Here is a 21,698-nt window from a genome sequence, read left to right on the forward strand (position 1 = left end):
GGAACCACCTGATCCCTTCCCGAACTCAGAAGTGAAACATCGTAGCGCCAATGGTAGTGTGGTTCGCCCATGTGAGAGTAGGTCATCGTCAGCTCCTTTTTCCTAAAAAGCCCCCAACTTAGTGTTGGGGGCTTTTTTTATGCTTAAGATTCCTTATTTTAATCTTAGTTACATCTACAGGTTTTGTAACCATTTGCTTATCAGAATAAAAAAGTTATGCTACTATAAACAAGTGTTTGATATTGTGTAGTAAGACTCATAAAGAAATTCAGATGGCGGTATTGATTAATGACATATGCATTAGTAGACAATTCTACGCTTACAGCGGTTGAACGTTTGAGTGGTAATGTTCTTACGAAATCTAAGGATTCTACGGATACAGATATAGTAGCATTGGAGAATTATCTACAAGCTATTTTGTTTTATGATCGTATTGTAGCTATAGATGATTATATTCCAAAGCATAGAGATTCACGAATAGCCACTTTTTCCAACATTGATTTCCTGAAAAAAAGTGATTTTAACTTAGAAATTATAGAGCAACAAGCAAAAGAAAAAGCTGATTCTATACGTCCTGAAATTAGAGGCGGTGAGTTTGTAAACTCAGATTTTAAAAAACTAATTGAACTGCTTCAAACACATATTATCTGCACTTGGGATATAAGCTCTAGTGTTTATCATCTAACTCTAAAAGGACTAGTAAACGGTTCAGAAGAATTCAAAAAATATGGCAATCTTGCTGCGTCTATCTTCTCCGAATTAAGTGATGCATCAGAAGTAGGTCAACGTACGAGTGGACATGTAGCTTTAGTAGATCGTTATGGGAATCCAATTAGTAGTGGTTATAAAGTACCTGAAGCTCGTTGGAATAATGGTGGCCAGTCAAGTGGTGAGGCAAGTAATGCTATCAAAGCGTTCGTTGCTGCTCTAGTATGGCTTGCCAATCGTTCAGTTTTTTATTCTCTAGCAGCTAGGTATCTACAAGCAGACACATTCTTATATCCTATTCGACAAGCATATCAGCAGACTTACTTAAGTCAGACTTGTAATTACGGCTTTTCATACGCAAAAAATATTGTTGATCATTTTTCAACAGTTGCATCAGAAGACCTAGTGAGTATCCATAATGCTGGTTTGTCTGTATCAACAGCTACAACATTGCCGATGTTTTCTGCTTGGCTTGCAAGGGAAACTGGAGATCCTTCTCAAATTGTTGCTGCTGCATATTCAATACGCAATAACCCAGAGTTTGTAAAAGCTCGTGAACAAATCAGGGAAATTCGAAAACTATTTGATCAGTCTGAAACAGCATCTGTTAATAGAAAGGTCTTGAAATTAGTTACAAGTTTTAATAAAGCATCAAACAATCTACGTGTTAAATATGGTTTAAACACACGCCAAGGTTTTCCAGTGACGAAGCTTGTGCATGTTTATAATACTTATGCTGCGTTAAATGCACTTCCAAAACTCCCCGCATATAACTTCAAGATTAAGTTACCAGAGTTTATATATAATCTGACAGAGCCTAAAGGATTTAATGCCGTGTACCGGAATTTAACTGATGATTTGTCTACAGTTTGGTCACTTGGTGAAGCGAGAGATATTTTAGGTAGTAAAGTAAATAATGATAAACAATCTTTAGTATATAATCCTAAGCAAGAAAAACCTGAATTTCGACAAATGCATTCTCCATTCAAAAGTCCAATGTGATAGCATTTATATAAAATTACGAGAAGTGGTTAGGATGGTATTTCAAAAATTATATTGAATAAAATTTCAAGAAATTGAGCGCCTTGTACGGTTGGAGAACAGAGCATAAGCTTTTATCTCAACATTTTCCTCAAAATCAAATCCCAACTACCCATTTTGAAGCAATCGCATAATCTCGATATGTAGACTGCAATAAGTCTTAATACCTAGCCCTACTGTTCTGTTGAACAATGACGACTCCATCGTTGTTAGTATTATTCCTTTTTTTAGCAAAAAAGAATATATAAACACAATCATGCCGCAAATGCAGACTAACAGTGTGCCGTTTTACTATTATTATTCTTGTTTGGTGGATGATATGCTAAATATGAATAGCCCACATCAGACAACCATAATAAATACACGAGATAACGCATGAACCTAATTTACCTGCACGGCTTAGACAGTGATGCCAATGCGACCAAAGGCAAATTGCTTGCTGATTATTGCCAGCAGCATTATCCCAACATCATGGTGATGCGACCTGATTTAAATAGATCGCCATCTGAGGTGGTCGAAAAGGTTACGGCACTTATCAACGAGTCACCCAAGGAGACGTTATTGGTCGGCAGTTCGTTGGGCGGATATTTTGCGACCTTTTTGAGCAATACTATCGGTTGTCCTGCCTTACTTATTAATCCCAGCATTCAGCCACATATCAGTTTGCAGCGCTTTTCTTTAAATAATGAGCACTTAAAGTCATCAAAAGAGCAAACTATCTATACCACGTCAGGTGGTTGGCAGATGACGCGTAACGATTTGGATTGGTTTGCCGCGCATTCATTGACAGAGGTTATTTATCCTAAGCGTGTGCTTGCGGTGGTTAAGTCTGGAGATGAGTTATTAAATCCTGAGCTGGCCATTAATTTTTACACACAGCATGGCGCAGAGGTCATTGTACAGGCGGGCGGCGATCATCGATTTAGTGATTTTGCTGAGCATCTCTCCAAGCTACTGCCAAAACTACTGGCATTGGCAGAGGCATAAGACGCGACATGCTATGACGTAAGTAAACGTACTTTTGCATGCATAAAGGTCTTTTTTGGTTATAATGACCCTTCATTTACCATTTATCGTTGTCTGAAGGTGCCTTTGTGAGTGAATATAACGCCCAGTCTCTAGAAGTCTTAGAAGGACTAGAACCCGTTCGTCGCCGTCCTGGCATGTATACGGATACCACTCGCCCGAACCATTTGGCGCAAGAGGTGATCGATAATGCGGTCGATGAAGCGCTTGCTGGTTATGCCAAGACCATCAAAGTGCAGCTGCATGAAGATGGCTCGCTGTCTGTCGAAGACGATGGACGCGGCATGCCGACCGATATTCACCCTGAGTTTGGGCAATCGGGTGTCGAGCTGATTTTGACGCGCTTACATGCAGGCGGTAAGTTTTCGACGTCCAATTACCAAGTGTCGGGTGGTCTTCATGGCGTAGGCATTTCGGTTGTTAATGCGCTCTCTACGCGTGTTGAGGTCACGGTATGGCGTGACGCCACAGAATACAATATCGCCTTTGAACAGGGTGCACCTGTTACTCCTTTGACAGAATCGGTCAGTTCGAACAAACGTAAGCGCGGTACGAAGGTGCGCTTTTGGGCCGATGAGCGCTTTTTTGATACGCCAAAATTTAGTGTAAAACAGCTTAAGCACACGCTAAAAGCCAAAGCTGTCTTGTCAGCAGGTCTGACCATTGAGTTTATCGATGATATTAATGGCGAAAAAGTGGTTTGGCAATTTACCGATGGCATGGTGGAATATCTTACCGAGCAGTTGGACAGCGCGGAGACGCTACCTGCAACGCCATTTTATTACAACTACGATGCCAAAGAGGGTGAGCGCGCTGGCGTTCGCTTTGTGCTGTCGTGGCTGCCAGAGGGCGGCACACCGATTCAAGAAAGCTATGTGAATTTGATTCCGACGGCGCAGGGCGGCACGCATGTGAATGGTTTGCGCACAGGGATTTTGGAAGCGCTGCGCGAGTTTTGCGACATTCACAATCTGTTGCCGCGCCAAGTTAAGTTGACTGCCGAAGATGTGTGGGATGGGGTCAATTATATTTTATCCTTGAGCTTTTCGGAGCCGCAGTTTTCTGGGCAGACCAAAGAGCGCCTATCAAGTCGAGAAGCGGCGGGCGCTGTGGCGGCTTTGGCAAAAGATGCCTTTAGCTTATGGCTTAACCAGCATGCCGATATCGGGACGCAAATTGCCGAATTGGCAATCAGTCGTGCAGGTCGGCGTCTAAAATCTGCCAAAAAAGTCGCCCGTAAAAAAATCACTCAAGGTCCCGCACTGCCCGGTAAGCTTGCCGACTGCCGTGGTGATCTACGCGATGGGGCAGAGCTGTTTTTGGTCGAAGGGGACTCGGCGGGCGGTAGTGCCAAACAGGCGCGTGACCGTCATTATCAAGCTATTTTGCCCTTGCGTGGTAAGATTTTGAACACGTGGGAAGTGTCGTCGGATACGGTGCTGTCCAGCCAAGAGATTCATGATATTGCCATTGCCATTGGTGTCGACCCACAATCTGATGATTTGTCCGAGCTGCGCTATGACAAAATCTGTATCTTAGCCGATGCCGACTCGGACGGCTTGCACATTGCCACCTTGATTTGCGCGCTGTTTGTGAAGCATTTCCCTGCAGTAGTGGATGCAGGGCATCTGTTCGTTGCCATGCCGCCGCTGTATCGCGTGGATATTGGTAAAGAGGTGCATTATGCACTTGATGAGCCAGAGCTTGAGCATATTTTGTCCAAAGTGACGGGCAATAAAAAAGCGCAAATTACCCGCTTTAAAGGCTTGGGCGAGATGAGCGCTGACCAGCTGCGCGAGACGACCATGAACCGCGATACGCGCCGTTTGGTACAGCTGGATATGGATGACATGATACTGACCAATGGTGTGATGGACATGCTGCTGGCGAAAAAACGCTCGGCGGATCGTAAGTCATGGCTTGAGCACAAAGGCGACTTGGCGGATGTGGCGCTGTAAGCAAAGATTGCATTCGCGGCTAGTAATACAAATGACGGCGTAAGAAAAGCTAAAAGTACCGTCCCAAATATTGCTATGATGATAGATACAGCCTACTCATCATGGTGCCACTATGTCGCTTAAGCCAAAACGTCACGCTGATCGAGCGTCGAATGCCGATAGCCGTGTTGTGAACAATACACACACGCTACCTGCACTCGGTAGAAAAGATATCGGCAATCTGGTGCCTCGGCGCAATAATATGCTGTCTGCTGTGGCGGCAGAATATTTGCTCCATCGTTTGGGCTGGCGTACGGTAGGCACTGTCCCCAATGTCTCGCAGGCAGTAGTGCTTGGGCTGCCGCATACCTCAAATTTTGATGCGCTGTATGCCCTACCTGCGTTGTTTGCATTGGATTTGAAGCTGAATATTATGGGTAAGCATACGCTGTTCAAAATACCTATTTTTGCGCAGCTACTGCGCTGGATGGGAGTCATCCCTATCAATCGGGATAAAAAAGGCTCCGTGCTGCAATCAAGTATTGAGCGCTTTAAAACCGATCAGCCATTATTTTTGGGTTTAGCACCAGAAGGGACGCGGCAATACACCACGACGTGGAAGACGGGATTTTATTATTTAGCGCTTGGGGCTGGCGTGCCGATACTGCCAGTGGCGCTCGATTATAAAAGTAAGGAAGTACGGTTTTTATCCCCGATATATCCCACAGGCGATATCGAGGCAGATCTGCCAAAAATCTATCAGCAGTTTAAAGGGGTGATACCAAAACATCCCGAGCGCCTATCGCAGCCGCTACAGGATGTCAATCTTAAGGCAGACAGGGAATAATGTGTATCTACCTCAATACCATAGTAATCAATGCCGCCTTAGCCTTAGAATTGCGGCTGACCGTTTGACGCGCTGACACCGCCATCAACAGGCAAGTTGACACCTGTAATCATCAGTGCGTCTTCGCTGGCTAAGAAGGCAATCGCGGCGGCAATGTCTTCAGGCTCGGCAAGGCGTCCAAGAGGACAACGTGCGAGGAATTTATTGGTTTTTTCTTCGTTGCTTTGGATGGCATCAGTCATGTCGGTCTTGGTGACACTGGGGTTGACCGCATTTACACGTACGCCATCGGCACCATGATCAAGGGCTAGGGTGCGCGTTAAATTCGTTACACCTGCTTTAGCGGCATTATAAGCGGGCATATTCCAGTCGCCGCCCATACCTGAAACAGAGGATACGTTGACGATACAGCCTTTGCTGGCGATTAAATGCGGCATAGCAGCGCGGCAGACATAGAACGTGCCTGTTAAGTTGGTATCAATAGCTTGCTTCCAATCATCGTCTGATAACTCAGTGATTTTTCCTTGTACCGCAGTGCCTGCATTGTTTACCAAGATGTCAATCTTGCCAAATTGGTCGACCACGTGTTTAATCATCGCTGCGACTTGGTCTTGTTTGCTGATATCACAAGTGATGGTTAAATAATGGTCGGTATGAATCCAAGTTCTGTCAGGGGGGAGCTGCTCTATCGTTTCTTCTAATGTCGCGGCAGTACGACCGACCAAGACGACTTTTGCGCCCTCATTAGCAAAGCGAAGGGCAGTAGCGCGGCCAATGCCTGAGCCTGCACCAGTAATAATAACCACGGTCTCTCTAAAACGCTTCATGCGTAGCATCCTCATTTGTATTATTGATTATTGTTGGTGCATTCATCATAGCAAGTCGAAACTTGAGAATCGATAGCTTGCGCCATCTTGTAACATTATCTATATATAGCGTCAGCCATCTGTTTTTGCCAAATCACGTCTAGAAGTTTGTTACAGTAGGCAATTTATAAATGCTCGTAAGTACGTAGAATAAGGATAAGATAATGTCGGAGCTCATGATATATACCTCAAAAAAAGCCACCGCGCATAATCCATTAGCGTCCTACTGGCAGACATCACCGCCGCTGCCCAGCTTTGATATTTCTATGACGCATCAGGCGCGTGTACAGCAATACACTTTGCCCGAAGGGGTGCTGCTCGTCTTATCCATAACGCTATTTGCGCCTGTCATGAGCAGTCACGATGAGGTCATGCGCGTCCGTCAAACCGCACTAAAAGCAGCACTGAGTTGGCACAAACAGCAAGTCAGTCAGCAAGGTGAGGATGCGGTGCTGCGCTACGTGTTAAACATAGATATCCAAGAAGATGAACAAGACGTGCGGGCATCCGAGCGCGGGCACCTTTTACATCACTTTGGCGCGCGTTATTTTATTGAAGAGCTGGTCATAGATACCGAGCAGCAGATACCTTTATTACAAGTATTCGGCTGGCAAGATTGGCAAAGTATCTTAGCGCAGCTGCCCAATCCTGCAGATATCTGGCAGTTTTTGGGCTATCACGAGGCTGCGCTACGCGCCTCTATCTTAGGTGAAGATGCGCATCATGGCATGGACTTTGAAAATGAGCAGGCACTACTCACAAAATTTTTACAAAGTCCTGAGCTGTTAACACAAGCGATAGCCATTGATAAGACGCTGATAGTGAGTGGTATTGCTGATGCCCCCAATGTCGCCTTGAAACACATGCGCGCACACTTAACTGACCCTGACACCCAAAATACGCTGGCACAGGCAGGCAGCTTATGGAGTACGCTGTGTGAACGGCATACCGAAACACTGATTGATGATGAGATAGACGAGGCGAGTATGCTGCAAGCAGAAATCAGCCGTCAGGTATTGTTTGATGAGTCGCTGTTTTCGCGTCATGAGCTGGTACGCACGTTATACAAACACGTGGAGCAACCCTCTGAGCTACAGCGGGCAGGCTATGTGATTCATCAGCATTCTTATACCCGTCTCGGTCGTCATTATATGCTGATCTTTTATGGCACCGATACGCTGGCACAGCATAGCCGTGAGGTGATTGTGCCTAATTTAGCTAAGATTGCTGAAGATGTGGCTGTCAGATTGCCCATAGATGAGCTGTCGCAAGTGGTCGTGATCGGTATTGATTTTATTATTGAAGGCGAAGATACCTTTGTTGATATGGATGTTTGGGTGCAGCCTGTCGCTGCGCTCAGTCAAAATGAGCGACGCATGGTACAAAAAATTAAGCATCTGAATGCTCAAGTTCAGAAAGCTGCACAAGCACCTGCATCAGATGCACCAGACATGCCAAGTGTACAGTTACACTATTCTGTCCCGCCACGCTCTTGACTTATCTTTTATCGTTCATAAAAAAAGACAGCCGAAGCTGTCTTTTTTATTGTTAATACCAATCAGGACTAATAACGGTTGTTGTCGTCGTTATCGTTGTCCGAGGTATCAAAATGCGTGATGTTTGGATGAGTATCCTGCGTACGCTCACGGGCATCAGCAGGGGGCGCAACACGTGTGATGTTGTCTTCATTCACAGTGGTCGTTGAGGACTGATTTGGCGTGTTTGAATGCGCGGCACTTGGCGTATTGTCACGGACAGAGGCTTTTACGGCATCTTGTGTGCTGCCATTTGCGTCAGCTTTGGCGCTGTGTTCGTCTTGCTCACGCTCCATTTTGTCTTGCATACGGCGTAGGAAACGTGCGGCAGCTTCTTGACCACCTAAGCCAAACGATAGGGCAAAGGCAACCGCAACAGCACCAAGCGTCAGACCAAATGCTAGGTTGACGATAGAGTCAGCGATACCCATCGCTTTTAGACCCATTGCCAGTACCAGACCCATAATGAGGACACGTACGATGTTGGCTAGGAACTGTGAACCCTTTTCAGAGCGCTCGACCACACCAGCGACCACATTGGCAAGCCAAAAACCGATAACCAAAACAATCGCGCCTAGGATAATGTTGGCACCAAAACCGATGAACATGGTAATGATAGCTGAGATAGGCTCAAAACCTAACAAGTCAGCAGCGGCAACGGTAGCAAATAACATGGCGAAGAAAACAATCGCATGGCTCACAAGGTCAGACACACTTTGACTGCCCATGGTTTCTTGTAGACCGATTTTACGTGGTAATTGGTTGACTTCGGTATTATCAAGCAAGTTTTTGACCACGCCTGCCACCATACGTACCACGTAAAAAGTAATCACAAGTACCGCCACTGCCATAAAGATGTTTGGCAAGGCTTCCATGATTTTGTTAAGCATATTGGTTGCAGGACGTGCAACGACTTCAATTCTTAGCGCTTCTAATGCAGCAATAATGGTTGGAATAATCACTACTAAGAATGCTACTGAACCTGCAATGTTTGGCAGGCTGTTTTGTTCGTTAATACCTGCTTTTGAGGCCAAACGCTGAATGTCAAACGACATAACCAAGTTGGTTACGATACCGCGTACCACTTTAGCAATGATATAGCCAACAGCAAATACCACAATGGCTTTAAAGATATTTGGCAGAGCAGCAAGAATGTCATTGACCATATTGCTTAGTGGCGCAAACAGCCCATCTAGACCAAGTTGACCCAGTGCCATAGTGAGTACTACCAATAAAATGAACCAATATACCATGTCAGCAATGGTGCTGCTCATTGGTTTTACGCCTGCTTGGGCACTTAGACGCTCATCCAATGTGGTTTTTGATAATGCGGTATTAATGGTAGTACGTGCCACGGTCGCCACCACCCAACCGAGCACCCCGATAGCAATCGCACCAAGCAGATTAGGAATAAAGGCAAGCACTTGACTGACCATATTTGCAAAGGGCGTCGAGATGGTATTGAGGCTTAATTGATTGAGTGCGCCTGAAATGGCAATGATAAGAATAAACCAGAAAACAACTTGAGAAGCGATGTGTTCTAAATCGTATGATTTGCCTGTGGATGAACGCATACGATGATTTAAGTTAAGTTTGGCAAGCGCTTTGCGAACTAAAGCAGCAATGCCTAAAGCAATAAAAAAGCCAATAATTAAGATAAGGATAGCGCCGATTACTGAGCCTATCGGTCCTCCTAAAAATCCATTGAATGTTGGGTACATTGGGTTCATCCTGTCCTCCTTTAATGATTATGCGCCTGTTTATGTAACATTGAGCAATAAAAACAAACACACAATTCAATCGTTACGGGTATTATTGTTTTGATTAAACGTTATGTATTCTAAAGATGTCACCACATAGCAAAGGACATGACCACAACCAATGATTGGCTTTGTATTCATTAAAGTTATGGATACGAAGTAATGCTTTGGTTTTTAGCTATGGGGCCATGGTTATTGTTCGATTAGCTTAGCGGATAAGAGATAGGCATTAAAGAGATAAAGTTTAACGGGGCGCTATCATTGTGTGATAACTTGTTATTTTAATAGCAAATATTAACAAAGATTGTACGTAAGTTCGATAATTTTTCAGCAGTGATAGCCGCCAAAACTTAGATTTGTTATGATATCGAGCCTGTGACATCTTGCCACTGTTCTTACAACTTGAGAGTATCTTATGAAAAAAATTACCACGTTAACCTTAAGTGCATTAACCAGCGCTGTGCTATTAACTACGGGTTGCAGCACCAACAATGGCAACCAAGAAACTGCGGCGACCAGTGTTGCTGTAACAGAAAACAGCACCGCTGCTGAAAAGGTTGGCTATAGCCTTGGGTATATGATGGCTGAAGGTAACAAAGATGCCATTACCGACTTAAATTTAGATACCTTTGAAAAAGGCTTCCGTGACGGCTATGAAGGTAAAGACGCGGCACTGACCCAAGAGCAGATGCAAAAAGTCTTGACCGACTACCAAAAAGAGCAAGAAGAAAAGTTCGTTAAAGAAATGCAAGAAAGTGCAGAAGCCAATAAGACCAAAGGCGCTGAATTTTTAGCAGCAAACGCTAAAAAAGAAGGCGTGAAGCAAACTGAATCTGGCCTACAGTATAAAGTGCTTAAAGAAGGTACGGGCAAATCACCAAAAGCGACTGACGTCGTAAAAGTCGATTACGAAGGCAAACTGTTAGATGGTACGGTATTTGACAGCTCATACGAGCGCGGTGAGCCAGTCGAGTTCCCATTAAACCAAGTCATTCCAGGCTGGACGGAAGGTCTACAGCTGATGAAAGAAGGCGGTAAATACCAGTTCTTTATCCCAGCAGACATCGCGTATGGTGAAGCGGGCACGCCAGGTATCGAGCCAAACAGCACGCTGATCTTTACCGTAGACTTGCTAGCAGTAAACCCAAGCAAATAATCAGTGAATAAAATATACGCTGAATCATGTGTATAAAAAAGCCCCGATACGATATCGGGGCTTTTTATTGGCTGGCGTGTTTGGCTATAGCCGATGTACCAAAATGTCTTTAGAGAACTTTTTGGAAAACTTTTGAGTTACGGCCGTTGTTATACTGAATACGGCGTTCAGCAGGTAGGGCGTCGGCACTGACTTCAGTAAAGCCTTGCTCAACAAACCAATGCGCGGTACGTGTGGTTAAGACAAACAGTTGGTGCCTGCCATGACTGCGTGCTTGCTGTTCCAAAAAGGCCAGTAAATCGCCACCACGGTTGCCACTGCGGTAATCAGGATGTACCGCCACGCACGCGACTTCGGCAGAATCCTCATCGAGTGGGTGCAGTGCCGCGCAGCCCAAAATCATACCGTCACGCTCAATCACGCTATAGTTGTCAATCTCTTGCTCTAAGCGCTCACGCGAGCGGGCGACCAAGATGCCTTGCTCTTCAAGCGGGGTCAAAAGCTCAACCAAGCCGACCACATCATCAATATTGGCACGGCGAATCTCTTCGTACGGATCGTGACTGATCAGCGTTCCTGAGCCATCGCGAGTAAACAGCTCCTCTAGCAGCGCGCCATCTTTGGCATAAGAGATAATGTGCGTACGATGCACCCCTTGACGACACGCAGCGCCAGCACACTGCAAGAAATAGTTAATCTCTTTATTCAGGTCACGCCCACGTAAGAAGCGATCTACTTCGTTGGGAATCATCTCATGTAGCAGACGGTCGCCGTCACTGATACCTGTATCTTCTCCTAAGAAAATCAGCTTATCCGCGCCAAGCGCTACCGCCGAGCTGAGCGCCACATCTTCAGCGAGTAAGTTAAATACTTCACCCGTCGCCGAATAGCCCATGGAACCTAAAATCACAATATGGTTGTGCTGCAAATTATTTTTGATGGCATCAACATCAATAGAGCGCACTTCGCCTGTCATTTGGTAATCGATACCATCACGCACACCATAAGGGCGGGCGGTCACAAAGTTGCCCGAAACTGCATCAATGCGTGAGCCGTACATGGGCGAATTGGCCAGACCCATCGACAGCTGTGCTTCGATCTGTAAGCGAATGGCACCCACCGCCTGTAAAATTGACGGCATGGCATCACGTGGGGTAATGCGGATGTCTTGGTGCATGGGTGATTTGATACCCATATCGTTTAAGTTACTGCTGATTTGCGGTCGTGCGCCATGCACCAGTACCAGCTTGATACCCAAGCTGTGCAATAGCGCAAAATCATGAATTAAGGTGCTAAAGTTGGGATGATTGACTGCTTCACCACCAAACATAATCACGAAGGTTTTGCCGCGATGCGTATTGATGTATGGCGCAGAGTTACGGAACCAGTGGACGTATTCAGGGTTAATTTGTGGCATGGCGCTAGTAGTCATAATAAAAAACGATAAAGATAAATAAGAAGCAAAAAATGAAGAACGCTGTGTGAAAAGCTAAAGATTTACCATAGCAAAAAAGCGCTGTATGAGCTATCTTTTATTTAAGGATATTTGCGCTAGAGCAGACAATTATCCTATACACAACCGCAACATGGGGTATATGTCTCTATGCTTGGTTTTTGATATGCTAAGCGGGGCTAAGCTAAGGACAGCGTTTACGCCAAGCGCGGGCAACTGTACATGTATGGCACGTCTGGTTAGACAGCATTGTGTTTTTGATCTATCAATTAGGAATCGTCATTATTATGAAAAAAAGCAATCATTTTGCCAATCCGTTTGCAGCATGGACCAATCATCGTCTGTTTCATGTGGTCGCAGGTACGCTCGTCGGTGTAATGGCCGTGCTGCCAGCTTCAGCGATGCTGCCCACCCCTGAACCTGCCTTAGATAATGGTGCACTCACGCAAACAGCCAACACGCCGCGCCCTGCTGAGCAAGCCATCAGTAGCCGTATTACCGCCCAGCTCGTCAAAACCGATGCCACAGGTCAAGAAATGCTCGAGCCTGTCACAGCGGCCACTCGCTTGCAGTCAGGTGACGTTTTAGAATATCAAGGCTTTTTTACCAATAATAATCCTGACCGCGTGCGTCAGATGACTGTGACCATCTCTATCCCTGAGCAAGTAGAGTTGATGGGCGATGTCGCGCCAGCCATGCCATACGGCAGCGTTGATGGCAACCGCTTTAGCCGTATGCCTTTACGTGGTAAAGTCGATGGTCAGACCCAAGAAATTCCGTTGAAATTTTATCGTGGGGTGCGTTGGGACTTAGAAAATGTCGGCATCAATGAAACCGTGATGGTAAAGTATCGCGCTCAAGTAAAATAAGCCATCGCACCTTTCCTTATTTATAAAGCACATTTATAAAGCACAAAAAAAGCATCATAGCGTGACTGTGATGCTTTTTTTATGCGTGCGCATTAACGAAATAAAACCTAAAGAAACCCAGTCTAAAAAATTTCAGCAAAAATTAGGGCGCTTTATTATCTGTCACAGGGGCAGCGATGCGAGTTTTAATGTCAGGCAATAGCGCTTCGGTACCGTCTTTGCCTGCTTGAATCAATGCTTGGCGCTGGCGTGTGCCTAAGCCCTTAATCGGGGCGATACTCGGCACAACCAGCACATCAGCGCGAGCGCGTTCGGCAAGTGTGCGCTTGGAGGCAGGCAGCACGGTATAATCGAGCCAGCCCCACAGACTGGTGGGTAGGGCGTTACTTGTTTCAGGTTGACGGTCTGTGACATCAACAGCAATTACAATATCAGCGCCCAAGTCGCGCGCACTATCGACAGGCACGAGACTGACTACGCCGCCATCCACATACTTGCGTCCTGTCTTTTCAGGAATACGTGGGGCGATAAAGACATTGGGCACACTACACGAGGCTTGTACAGCAAGACCTGCGTCGCCTGAGCTAAAGACGTGCTTGGTCAAGCGGTGCTTGTCCGTCGCCACGGCGGCAAAGGTGATGGGAAAGCGCTCAATCGGACGCCCGCCGACGTTGTTATTAATAAAGTTTTTGAGCTTAATCCCTTCGATAAAGCCTTGATTGGACAATATAGGGTCGAGGAGCGCGTTGTCTGGGGTGTTTAGGGCAAGGCTTGTCAGCTGCTCGGTGTCCATACCGCTTGCGTATAAGCTGCCAATCAAGCTGCCGCTACTGGTACCGACCACGATATCAGGAGTGATGCCTGCGTCTTCAAGTGCGGCAATCACGCCAATATGTGCCAGCCCCCGTGCCCCACCACCGCCCAAGACGAGAGCAACTTTCGGTTTAGGCATGGCAGCGGGCGCGTTTTCTTGAACGCTCGCCAGCGTGCTACAACCTGCAAACAGCCACGTCATGCCAATCAGCATCAGGACGCGATATAGCGCGCTGCGCATTGTGCTTGAGGCGATATCGGCGCGAAAATAAGAAAAAATAAAGAGCGTGCGCATCAGGCATCCTTGTAAACTGTGTAAGTTGCGTCCATGTGCTGCGTGCTTTCGCCGACAAGCCTTGCGTGGCAAAGTGGCTTATACATCATCTCAACGGACAGTGGCGCGCGTATGGGCTATGGTCGTAGTGTGCTTGCGCATCATCGCCATCTTTGACGTGCTTGGCAAGGGGTTTTATGCTATCACATGGCGTGTGCCTACGATGGCGACTTCTGTTGCTAAGCGCGCCCTAGCACGCCGCTTTTATTTTTTATAGGTTTTTATCAGGATAGACTCATGTCACTGACGTCAATGCCCGCCACACCGTCCAATACATTAGCCGCCACGCCATCTGCCACGCGCACAGACAGCGCGCTCGATATGCCTGTGACGGCGCTGGCAGGCGTGGGTAGCAAGATTGCTGAGCAGCTCGCGCAGCTGGGTATTGTGCGGATTTTTGATTTGTTGCTGCATCTGCCGCGTGCGTATGAAGATCGCAGCCGTGTCGTGCCGATTATTGATATTGAGTCAGGACAAAGCGCACTGGTGCTGGGGCGCGTGATTCATGTTGAAAACAAGCGCGGTGGGATGAGTGTGGTCATTGATGACGATAGCGACCGCTTGACCTTGCGTTTTTTTAAGGTGTACGCAGGTTTGGTGCAGACCATGCAAACGGGACGCGAACTGCAGCTGTTCGGCGAGGTGAAAATCACCCGCTACGGTAAGCAAATGCATCATCCTGAATATCAAGTTGTGAATAGTCATAACGCTGCCACGCAAGCGGGGCTACAGCCGATTTATCCGACCGTAAAAGGCCTGCATCAAAACAAGCTGCGCACCTTGATAAGACTGGCACTCCAGCTGGTGCGGCAAGCGGGTCTGCCCATGACTTTATTAACGTCTGATGACTTTGCCCAAGTGGCGCATTTGCCCTTAGCGATGGGTGTACCGTCGAGTCATCAAAGCGTACCTGAAAGTGTCTATAATTTGAGTATTTTTGAGGCGCTAGTACTCTTGCATACGCCGCCGACCTACACCAGCAGCGCCCAGCAGCAGCATTTATTAACCCAATTATTAGAGCGCACCCATGCTGCGTGCCAGCGACTGATTATCGAAGAGCTGACCGCGCATCAGCTGAGCTTATTGTACCGCCGTGAGCAACTGCATCAGCACAAAGCGCCCAAGTGCGGTACGGACAGTCCCTTAACCGAGCAGCTGATAGCGGGATTGCCATTTGCATTGACGGGCGCGCAAACGCGGGTGTTACAAGACATCGTCCGTGATATGGCGACCTCCGTGCCCATGTTGCGCTTAGTACAAGGCGATGTGGGCGCGGGCAAAACCTTAGTGGCGGCAGCGGCGGCAGGCTATGCACTCGATAGTGGCTGGCAAGTGGCGGTAATGGCGCCAACAGAGATTTTGGCGGAGCAGCATTTAGTAAACTTTCGCCGCTGGTTTGCGCCGCTCGGTATTGAGGTTGGCTGGCTGGCGGGCAAACAAACTGCCAAAGAGCGCCGCGAAGCCTTAGCCGCGGTCGCGGACAATGCGGTACAAATCGTGGTCGGTACGCACGCCCTGTTTCAAGAGCAGGTGGTGTTTGCCAAGCTGGGTTTGGTAATTATTGATGAGCAGCATCGCTTTGGTGTTGAGCAGCGCATGGCACTGATGAATAAAGGCGTGGCAAACAGCACACCGCATCAGCTGATTATGACCGCGACGCCCATCCCGCGCACGCTCGCCATGAGTGTGTACGGCGATATGGACACCTCAGTTATCGATGAGCTGCCGCCAGGACGTACTCCGATTACCACGGTGATGATCGACCGCAAGCGCCGTGATGCGGTGATTGAGCGTATCGCTATCAACTGCGCTGAGGGTCGGCAAGCATACTGGGTGTGCTCACTGGTCGATGCGTCAAGCGCTCTTGATGCGCAGGCAGCGGAAGAGACTTATGCCGATTTGAGCGAGCGCCTTGATGTGCGTATCGGGCTGGTACATGGCAAGATGAAAGCGGCGGACAAGCAAGCGGTGATGCAAGAATTTAAGGCAGGTAATATTCAGCTGCTGATTGCCACCACCGTGATTGAAGTCGGGGTCGATGTGCCGAACGCGTCCTTGATGGTGATTGAAAATGCCGAGCGTCTGGGGCTGTCGCAGTTGCACCAGCTGCGCGGGCGGGTGGGACGCGGCGCGGTAAAAAGCTACTGTGTGCTGCTGTACCAGTCGCCTTTATCCGAGACGGGCATTGAGCGCTTAAATGTCTTGCGCGACAGTACTGATGGCTTTGTGATTGCGCAAAAAGACTTGCAGCTGCGTGGCCCTGGTGAGCTGCTCGGTAAGCGGCAAACGGGCAATATTGGCTATTATCTAGCCGACCTTGTGCGTGATGAGGCGCTGTTTGCCATTGCCCAAAATCTCGCCAAGCACTTGATACAAAACCCTGCGCGCAAGGCGGACGTCAGTCAACTGATTCACCGCTGGATGCCTGAAGCGACCCGCTATACCAATGCCTAAGCGCGCCATGCGTTTATTTTTTAAGCAAATGAAAACTAGGCACAACAACATGTGATGGCAGGATACGGCGCTTTGCGCAACTAATGCCCAATGACAGAGATGGATGATGAGCGATATGAACGACAACAACCCCAAGCGCCCTGCCTCAACCACTGAGACGTCTCCTGAACCCAGCAGCACGCCACCCGCTTATACACCAGCCGATACTGAAGCGGATACGACCGTGCCGCCTTATCGACAAACGCCGCCGAGCAATAACCGTATGCCGCCGTGGTTGATACCTGCGCTGATTGCGGTGCTCATCATTGGTGTGGTGCTTGGTCGCTATTGGGGACAGTCGGGGCAAGGTGATGAGGCAGCTACCAATCCTACCGCTGCAAGCGCTGACACAGCAGCGAACGAGTCAGCGCAAACCGTACTGTCTGTCGAAACGGTGACTCCCAGCCAAGCCAACATTGATAATACCTTAAGCACCGATGGTACGATTGTCGCCAAAGACGTGGCGACCGTCAGTGCCAAGGTCAATAACGTAGCACTAGAGCGGGTACTGGTCGAAGAGGGCAGTACGGTCAAAGCAGGACAAGTGCTCGCGGTGTTTGATACCGATGCCATGCAGCAGCAGGTGGACCAAGCTGAAGCCGATGTCGCGGAAGCTGAGGCAAGTCTTGCGAATGCCGAAGCCGATGCCGCTCGTGTCTTGCCGCTCGTCGATATTGATGCCATCAGTAGGCAAGAAGCCGACCGCTACCGCACCACCGCGACACGCGCGCGCGCGACTTTGGACGCGGCACAAGCGCGCTTAAACAATCAGCGCCTGACGGTCAAAAACGCACAAGTCATTGCCCCTGTGAGCGGTATTATCAGTGAAAAAACCGCAGAAGTTGGTATGGTTGCAGGCAATGACCCTTTATTTACCATTATCAAAAATGGTGTGCTCGAATGGCGTGCGGATATCGATCCCAAGCGCTTACCACAAATTGACATTGGCACGCCTGTCAAAGTCAGCTTACCGAACAATCAATCGGTGATGGGACAAGTTCGCCGCATCGCACCGACCGCCGATGACAATCGCCAAGTCACGATTTATGCCACTCTCGCGCCAAGCAATAACGTACGCGCGGGCATGTTCCAGACGGGTTCATTGATATTTGGTGACGAGCAGCGTCAAGTGCTGCCCAATACCGCGATTGTCAGCAGCGACGGCTATGACAATGTGATGCTGGTGACCGACCTAAAAACCACCGATGGCAAAACGATTGGGCGCATCGTGCAGCAGCGCGTTGAAGTTACCGAACGCCGTGGTACGAATGTCGTGCTGGCTGAGCCACTACCCAGTGATGTACAATTGGTCAAGCAAGGCGGCAGCTTTATCAGTGATGGCGACCTCGTACAAGTCGTCAATGCCAATGCGCAGGTGAATTCATGAGTTTAAACGTCTCCTCGTATTCCATCAAAAATCCGCTGGTCGCGATTTTACTGTTTACTTTATTGACCTTAGGCGGTTGGTTTGGTTTTCAGTCGATGAAGGTACAACAGTTTCCTGATATTGACCTGCCTGCGGTCGTGGTCACAGTCACGCTGCCTGGCGCTGCGCCTGCCCAGCTAGAAAATGATGTGGCAAAAAAGTTGGAGAACCGTTTAACCAGTATTGAAGGCATCAAGCACATTCGCAGTACCTTACAAACGGGCGCAGCGACCATCTCAACCGAGTTTGTCCTTGATAAGGATTTGCAAGAAGCGGTGGACGATGTGCGCTCAGCGGTGAGCGAAGTGCAAGGCGACCTGCCTGCTGCGGCCAATGACCCGATTATTACCAAAGTATCGACTTCAGGCTTTCCTGTCGTGACGTATTCGGTCAGTGGCAAAAACATGAACGTGCAAGACTTGTCATGGTTCGTTGATGACACCGTGACCAAGCGCTTGTCCGATATTGAGGGCGTCAGCTCGGTCAGTCGTATTGGCGGCTTGGAGCGTGAGATTACTGTCGCGGCCGACCCTAATATTTTAAATGGACTGCAAATGTCCATCTCACAACTGTCTCAGCAAGTTGCAGGTATTCAGCAAGACAGCGCAGGCGGGGAAGCCAAAGTGGGTAACCGCGTGCAGACTATCCGCGTACTTGGCGCAGCAGAAAACAGTCGTGAGTTAAATGAGCTACAAATCGCCGTACCGACAGGCGGGGTCAACGCGCTGGACAGCATGGCAACCATCACCGATGGCAGCGCTGACCCCAGCTCAATTGCCAAACTCGATGGCGATGCGGTGGTTGCCTTTAACATCACCCGTTCGCGTGGCGCAAGTGAGGTCGAAGTGACCGAGCGCGTCGATGCGGAGCTTGCCAAATTATCAGCAGAAAAAAGCAACGTCACGATTGAAAAAGTCTATGACCGCGCCACCCCCGTTGCCGAGGACTATCAGTCGTCCATCCGTATGTTGATTGAGGGCGGCGTATTGGCGGTCGTGGTGGTGTTTTTATTCCTGCGCAACATCCGTGCGACCATCGTGGCGGCGGTGGCATTGCCGCTGTCGGTTATTCCGACCTTTTTGGGCATGTATCTGTTTGGCTTTAGCCTCAACATCATCTCCTTGCTCGCCTTGTCGTTGGTCATCGGTGTGTTGGTCGATGATGCGATTGTGGAAGTCGAAAACATCATGCGCCATTTAAGGATGGGTAAAACGCCCTATGAGGCGGCGATGGAAGCGGCGGACGAGATTGGTCTGGCGGTCATTGCCACCACCTTTACCTTGATAGCGGTGTTTTTGCCTACCGCCTTTATGAGTGGTATTGTCGGACAGTTTTTCCGTCAATTTGGCTGGACAGCGGCAATGGCGATTTTTGCCTCCTTACTCGTGGCGCGTCTGATTACACCGATGATGGCAGCCTATATCCTGCGCCCTGAAAAAAACCATGTCGAAAAGACAGGCAAAATCATGCAGGGCTATTTAAAAATCGTGGGCTGGACACTGCGCCATCGCTGGATAACCATTGGCGCGACCTTAGCATTGTTTGTGGCGTCATTAACCTTAGTGAAATTGCTACCGACCTCGTTTATTCCTGATAATGACATCAACCAAAGCCGCGTGGCGATTGAGCTGACCCCTGATGCCAAGCTTGAAGACACTGAACGCGTGGCGGCGCTGGCGCGTGAACGCATCATGGCGCTGCCTGAAGTAACGCACGTCTTTACCGCGATTGGACAGGCGCAATCAGCATCGCTTGAATCAAACAGCTCAGGCGGCGGCAACACCGAAAATGTCGCCAGCTTAGACATTGTATTGCAGCCGCGTGACGAGCGCATTTCCAAAACAGAGATTGAGCGCAAAATCAGCGACTTGCTCACCCAAGTGCCCAGTGCGCGTTTTACCGTGGGCTTATCGAGTGGTGGCGAGACGGGCTATACCTTTTCTTTGACCAGCAGCAATCCAGACGTGCTGGAGCAAACCGTACAAAAAATCATGAGCGAGATTCGTGCTTTGCCCATCGCAGGTGCGGTGACCAGTGACCGCAGCTTGCCGCAACAAGAGCTTGCCGTCATGCCTGACCGCCTTGCTATGGCAGATAAAGGCGTAACCACGCAAAGCATCGCAGAAACCTTGCGTATCGCCACCGTTGGCGATTATGAGCAGCGCCTCTCAAAGCTCAACCTAGAAAGTCGCCAAATCCCCGTCGTGGTGCGCCTGCCCGATGCGGCAAAAGAAGACATCAGCCAATTAGAGTCGCTGTATGTGCCGAGCAGCAAAACGGCTGGCGGCGTACAAATCGGCGATGTGGCAGATTTAAACTTCGGTACAGGGCCTGCGCAAATCCGCCGCCTCAACCGTGAGCGCGCCATTAATATCACCGTACAGCCGCGCAATGGCGAGCTGGGCGACCTTGTGACCGCCGTCAAAAATACACCGACGTTGCAGCAGCTACCCGACAGCATTACCATTATCGAGCAAGGACAGGCAGAGAACATGGCGGAGCTGTTCCAAGGCTTTGTCATCGCCATGTCGGTAGGGATTATCTGTATTTTGGGCGTACTGATCTTACTCTTTGGGCGCTTACTTCAGCCCTTTACGATTTTGATGGCGCTGCCGCTATCCATTGGCGGCGCATTCGTGGGCTTAGTGGTGACGGGCAGCAGCTTGTCCATGCCCTCAATGATTGGTTTTATTATGCTCATGGGTATCGCCACCAAAAACTCTATCTTGCTCGTGGACTATGCGCTGATTGCTCAGCATCGCGGACTGCCTCGCTTTGAGGCGATTATGGATGCGTGTCATAAGCGGGCGCGTCCGATCATTATGACCACCATCGCGATGGGCGCTGGTATGTTGCCACTGGTGCTGGGTCTTGGTGAGGCAGACCCCACGTTTCGTCGTCCGATGGCGGCAGCAGTGCTGGGTGGCTTGATTACCTCAACCTTGCTCAGCTTGGTAGTGATTCCTGTGGTTTATACCTTGATTGATGATTTGTCAGGATGGTTTGCCAAGTGGCTGGTGCCGCATGGTAAAAATGCGAAATAGATCATACAAAAGGCAGGTAGCGCGACCATCACCGGCGCCGTTTATAACGCAGCAACAGGCAATGTCAGTGCCAGCAGCAACCAAGCCGTTAATGGTTCGCAGCTCTACAATGCTAGCCAGAGCATGGCGACCGTGTTAGGTGGCGGTGCAACCATCAATAGTGATGGCTCTGTTTCAGCGCCAAGCTATGAGATCAGTGGAAATACCTATAATGATGTAGGCTCTGCATTCCAAGCAGTAGACAAAAGCTATCGCAGTCCATCTAAAACCCCATACGCGACTACCGCGTATGGGGTTATTTGATACATCTCACAACCAAACTGCTATAGAACGTGTATGCCTTTTTACTTATCGTTTAATTGTCTGATATATCAATACGTTATAGTAATG

General features: G+C 48.6%; 15 protein-coding genes and 1 rRNA gene. 12 read left to right on the plus strand and 4 right to left on the minus strand.

The features are described from left to right. The 5 genes from rrf to JIE71_RS08375 all read left to right on the plus strand — a co-directional run. Window positions 1-94 (plus strand): 5S ribosomal RNA (gene rrf, locus JIE71_RS08355); the annotation flags it as partial. Window positions 95-288: 194 nt separating this feature from the next. After that, window positions 289-1,710, plus strand: a complete 1,422-nt coding sequence (locus JIE71_RS08360) for a hypothetical protein (RefSeq protein ID WP_199508267.1) — start codon at window positions 289-291, stop codon at window positions 1,708-1,710. Window positions 1,711-2,124: 414 nt separating this feature from the next. After that, on the plus strand, window positions 2,125-2,736 hold the full coding sequence (locus JIE71_RS08365; protein WP_199508268.1) for a YqiA/YcfP family alpha/beta fold hydrolase: 612 nt from the start codon (window positions 2,125-2,127) through the stop codon (window positions 2,734-2,736). Window positions 2,737-2,843: 107 nt separating this feature from the next. Then, window positions 2,844-4,733, plus strand: coding sequence for a DNA topoisomerase IV subunit B (gene parE / locus JIE71_RS08370; protein ID WP_199508269.1), 1,890 nt, complete (start codon window positions 2,844-2,846; stop codon window positions 4,731-4,733). A 112-nt stretch (window positions 4,734-4,845) separates the two neighbouring features. Then, on the plus strand, window positions 4,846-5,559 hold the full coding sequence (locus JIE71_RS08375) for a lysophospholipid acyltransferase family protein (protein ID WP_199508270.1): 714 nt from the start codon (window positions 4,846-4,848) through the stop codon (window positions 5,557-5,559). Window positions 5,560-5,603: 44 nt separating this feature from the next. On the opposite strand, the gene JIE71_RS08380 is transcribed toward JIE71_RS08375, so the two are convergent. Continuing rightward, a complete protein-coding gene (locus JIE71_RS08380) occupies window positions 5,604-6,386 on the minus strand; it encodes an SDR family NAD(P)-dependent oxidoreductase (RefSeq protein WP_199508271.1) in 783 nt (260 codons plus the stop codon). Window positions 6,387-6,589: 203 nt separating this feature from the next. On the opposite strand from JIE71_RS08380, the gene JIE71_RS08385 reads away from it, so the two are divergent. Further along, window positions 6,590-7,921, plus strand: a complete 1,332-nt coding sequence (locus JIE71_RS08385; protein ID WP_199508272.1) for a hypothetical protein — start codon at window positions 6,590-6,592, stop codon at window positions 7,919-7,921. A gap of 68 nt (window positions 7,922-7,989) precedes the next feature. On the opposite strand, the gene JIE71_RS08390 is transcribed toward JIE71_RS08385, so the two are convergent. Next, window positions 7,990-9,690: a mechanosensitive ion channel gene (locus JIE71_RS08390; RefSeq protein WP_199508273.1), complete on the minus strand. Its 1,701-nt coding sequence runs from the start codon at window positions 9,688-9,690 to the stop codon at window positions 7,990-7,992. Between the two features lie 445 nt (window positions 9,691-10,135). Between JIE71_RS08390 and JIE71_RS08395 the strand changes: the two genes are divergently transcribed. Beyond that, a complete protein-coding gene (locus JIE71_RS08395) occupies window positions 10,136-10,876 on the plus strand; it encodes an FKBP-type peptidyl-prolyl cis-trans isomerase (RefSeq protein WP_199508274.1) in 741 nt (246 codons plus the stop codon). 109 nt (window positions 10,877-10,985) lie between these two features. Here the strand turns inward: JIE71_RS08395 and argA are convergent, their stop codons facing one another. Continuing rightward, window positions 10,986-12,308: an amino-acid N-acetyltransferase gene (gene argA, locus JIE71_RS08400; protein ID WP_199508275.1), complete on the minus strand. Its 1,323-nt coding sequence runs from the start codon at window positions 12,306-12,308 to the stop codon at window positions 10,986-10,988. 308 nt (window positions 12,309-12,616) lie between these two features. Between argA and JIE71_RS08405 the strand changes: the two genes are divergently transcribed. Then, entirely contained in the window at window positions 12,617-13,198 is a 582-nt protein-coding gene (locus tag JIE71_RS08405; protein ID WP_199508276.1) for a hypothetical protein, read from the plus strand. Window positions 13,199-13,340: 142 nt separating this feature from the next. On the opposite strand, the gene JIE71_RS08410 is transcribed toward JIE71_RS08405, so the two are convergent. Next, complete coding sequence (locus JIE71_RS08410; RefSeq protein ID WP_228284599.1) at window positions 13,341-14,306, minus strand: patatin-like phospholipase family protein; 966 nt, start codon at window positions 14,304-14,306, stop codon at window positions 13,341-13,343. Window positions 14,307-14,597: 291 nt separating this feature from the next. Between JIE71_RS08410 and recG the strand changes: the two genes are divergently transcribed. The 4 genes from recG to JIE71_RS08430 all read left to right on the plus strand — a co-directional run bounded on the left by recG (window position 14,598) and on the right by JIE71_RS08430 (window position 21,611). Continuing rightward, window positions 14,598-16,799: an ATP-dependent DNA helicase RecG gene (gene recG / locus JIE71_RS08415; RefSeq protein WP_199508297.1), complete on the plus strand. Its 2,202-nt coding sequence runs from the start codon at window positions 14,598-14,600 to the stop codon at window positions 16,797-16,799. A 115-nt stretch (window positions 16,800-16,914) separates the two neighbouring features. After that, window positions 16,915-18,225, plus strand: coding sequence for an efflux RND transporter periplasmic adaptor subunit (locus tag JIE71_RS08420; protein ID WP_228284600.1), 1,311 nt, complete (start codon window positions 16,915-16,917; stop codon window positions 18,223-18,225). Further along, window positions 18,222-21,308, plus strand: coding sequence for an efflux RND transporter permease subunit (locus JIE71_RS08425; RefSeq protein WP_199508278.1), 3,087 nt, complete (start codon window positions 18,222-18,224; stop codon window positions 21,306-21,308). The genes JIE71_RS08420 and JIE71_RS08425 overlap by 4 nt, the downstream gene beginning before the upstream one ends. A gap of 123 nt (window positions 21,309-21,431) precedes the next feature. After that, the gene (locus JIE71_RS08430) at window positions 21,432-21,611 is read left to right on the plus strand and encodes a hypothetical protein (RefSeq protein WP_199508279.1); all 180 of its coding nucleotides are present in this window, start codon (window positions 21,432-21,434) and stop codon (window positions 21,609-21,611) included. Window positions 21,612-21,698 lie beyond the last annotated feature (87 nt).

It is taken from the genome of Psychrobacter sp. bablab_jr014 (genome assembly GCF_016464015.1).
GTDB lineage: Bacteria > Pseudomonadota > Gammaproteobacteria > Pseudomonadales > Moraxellaceae > Psychrobacter.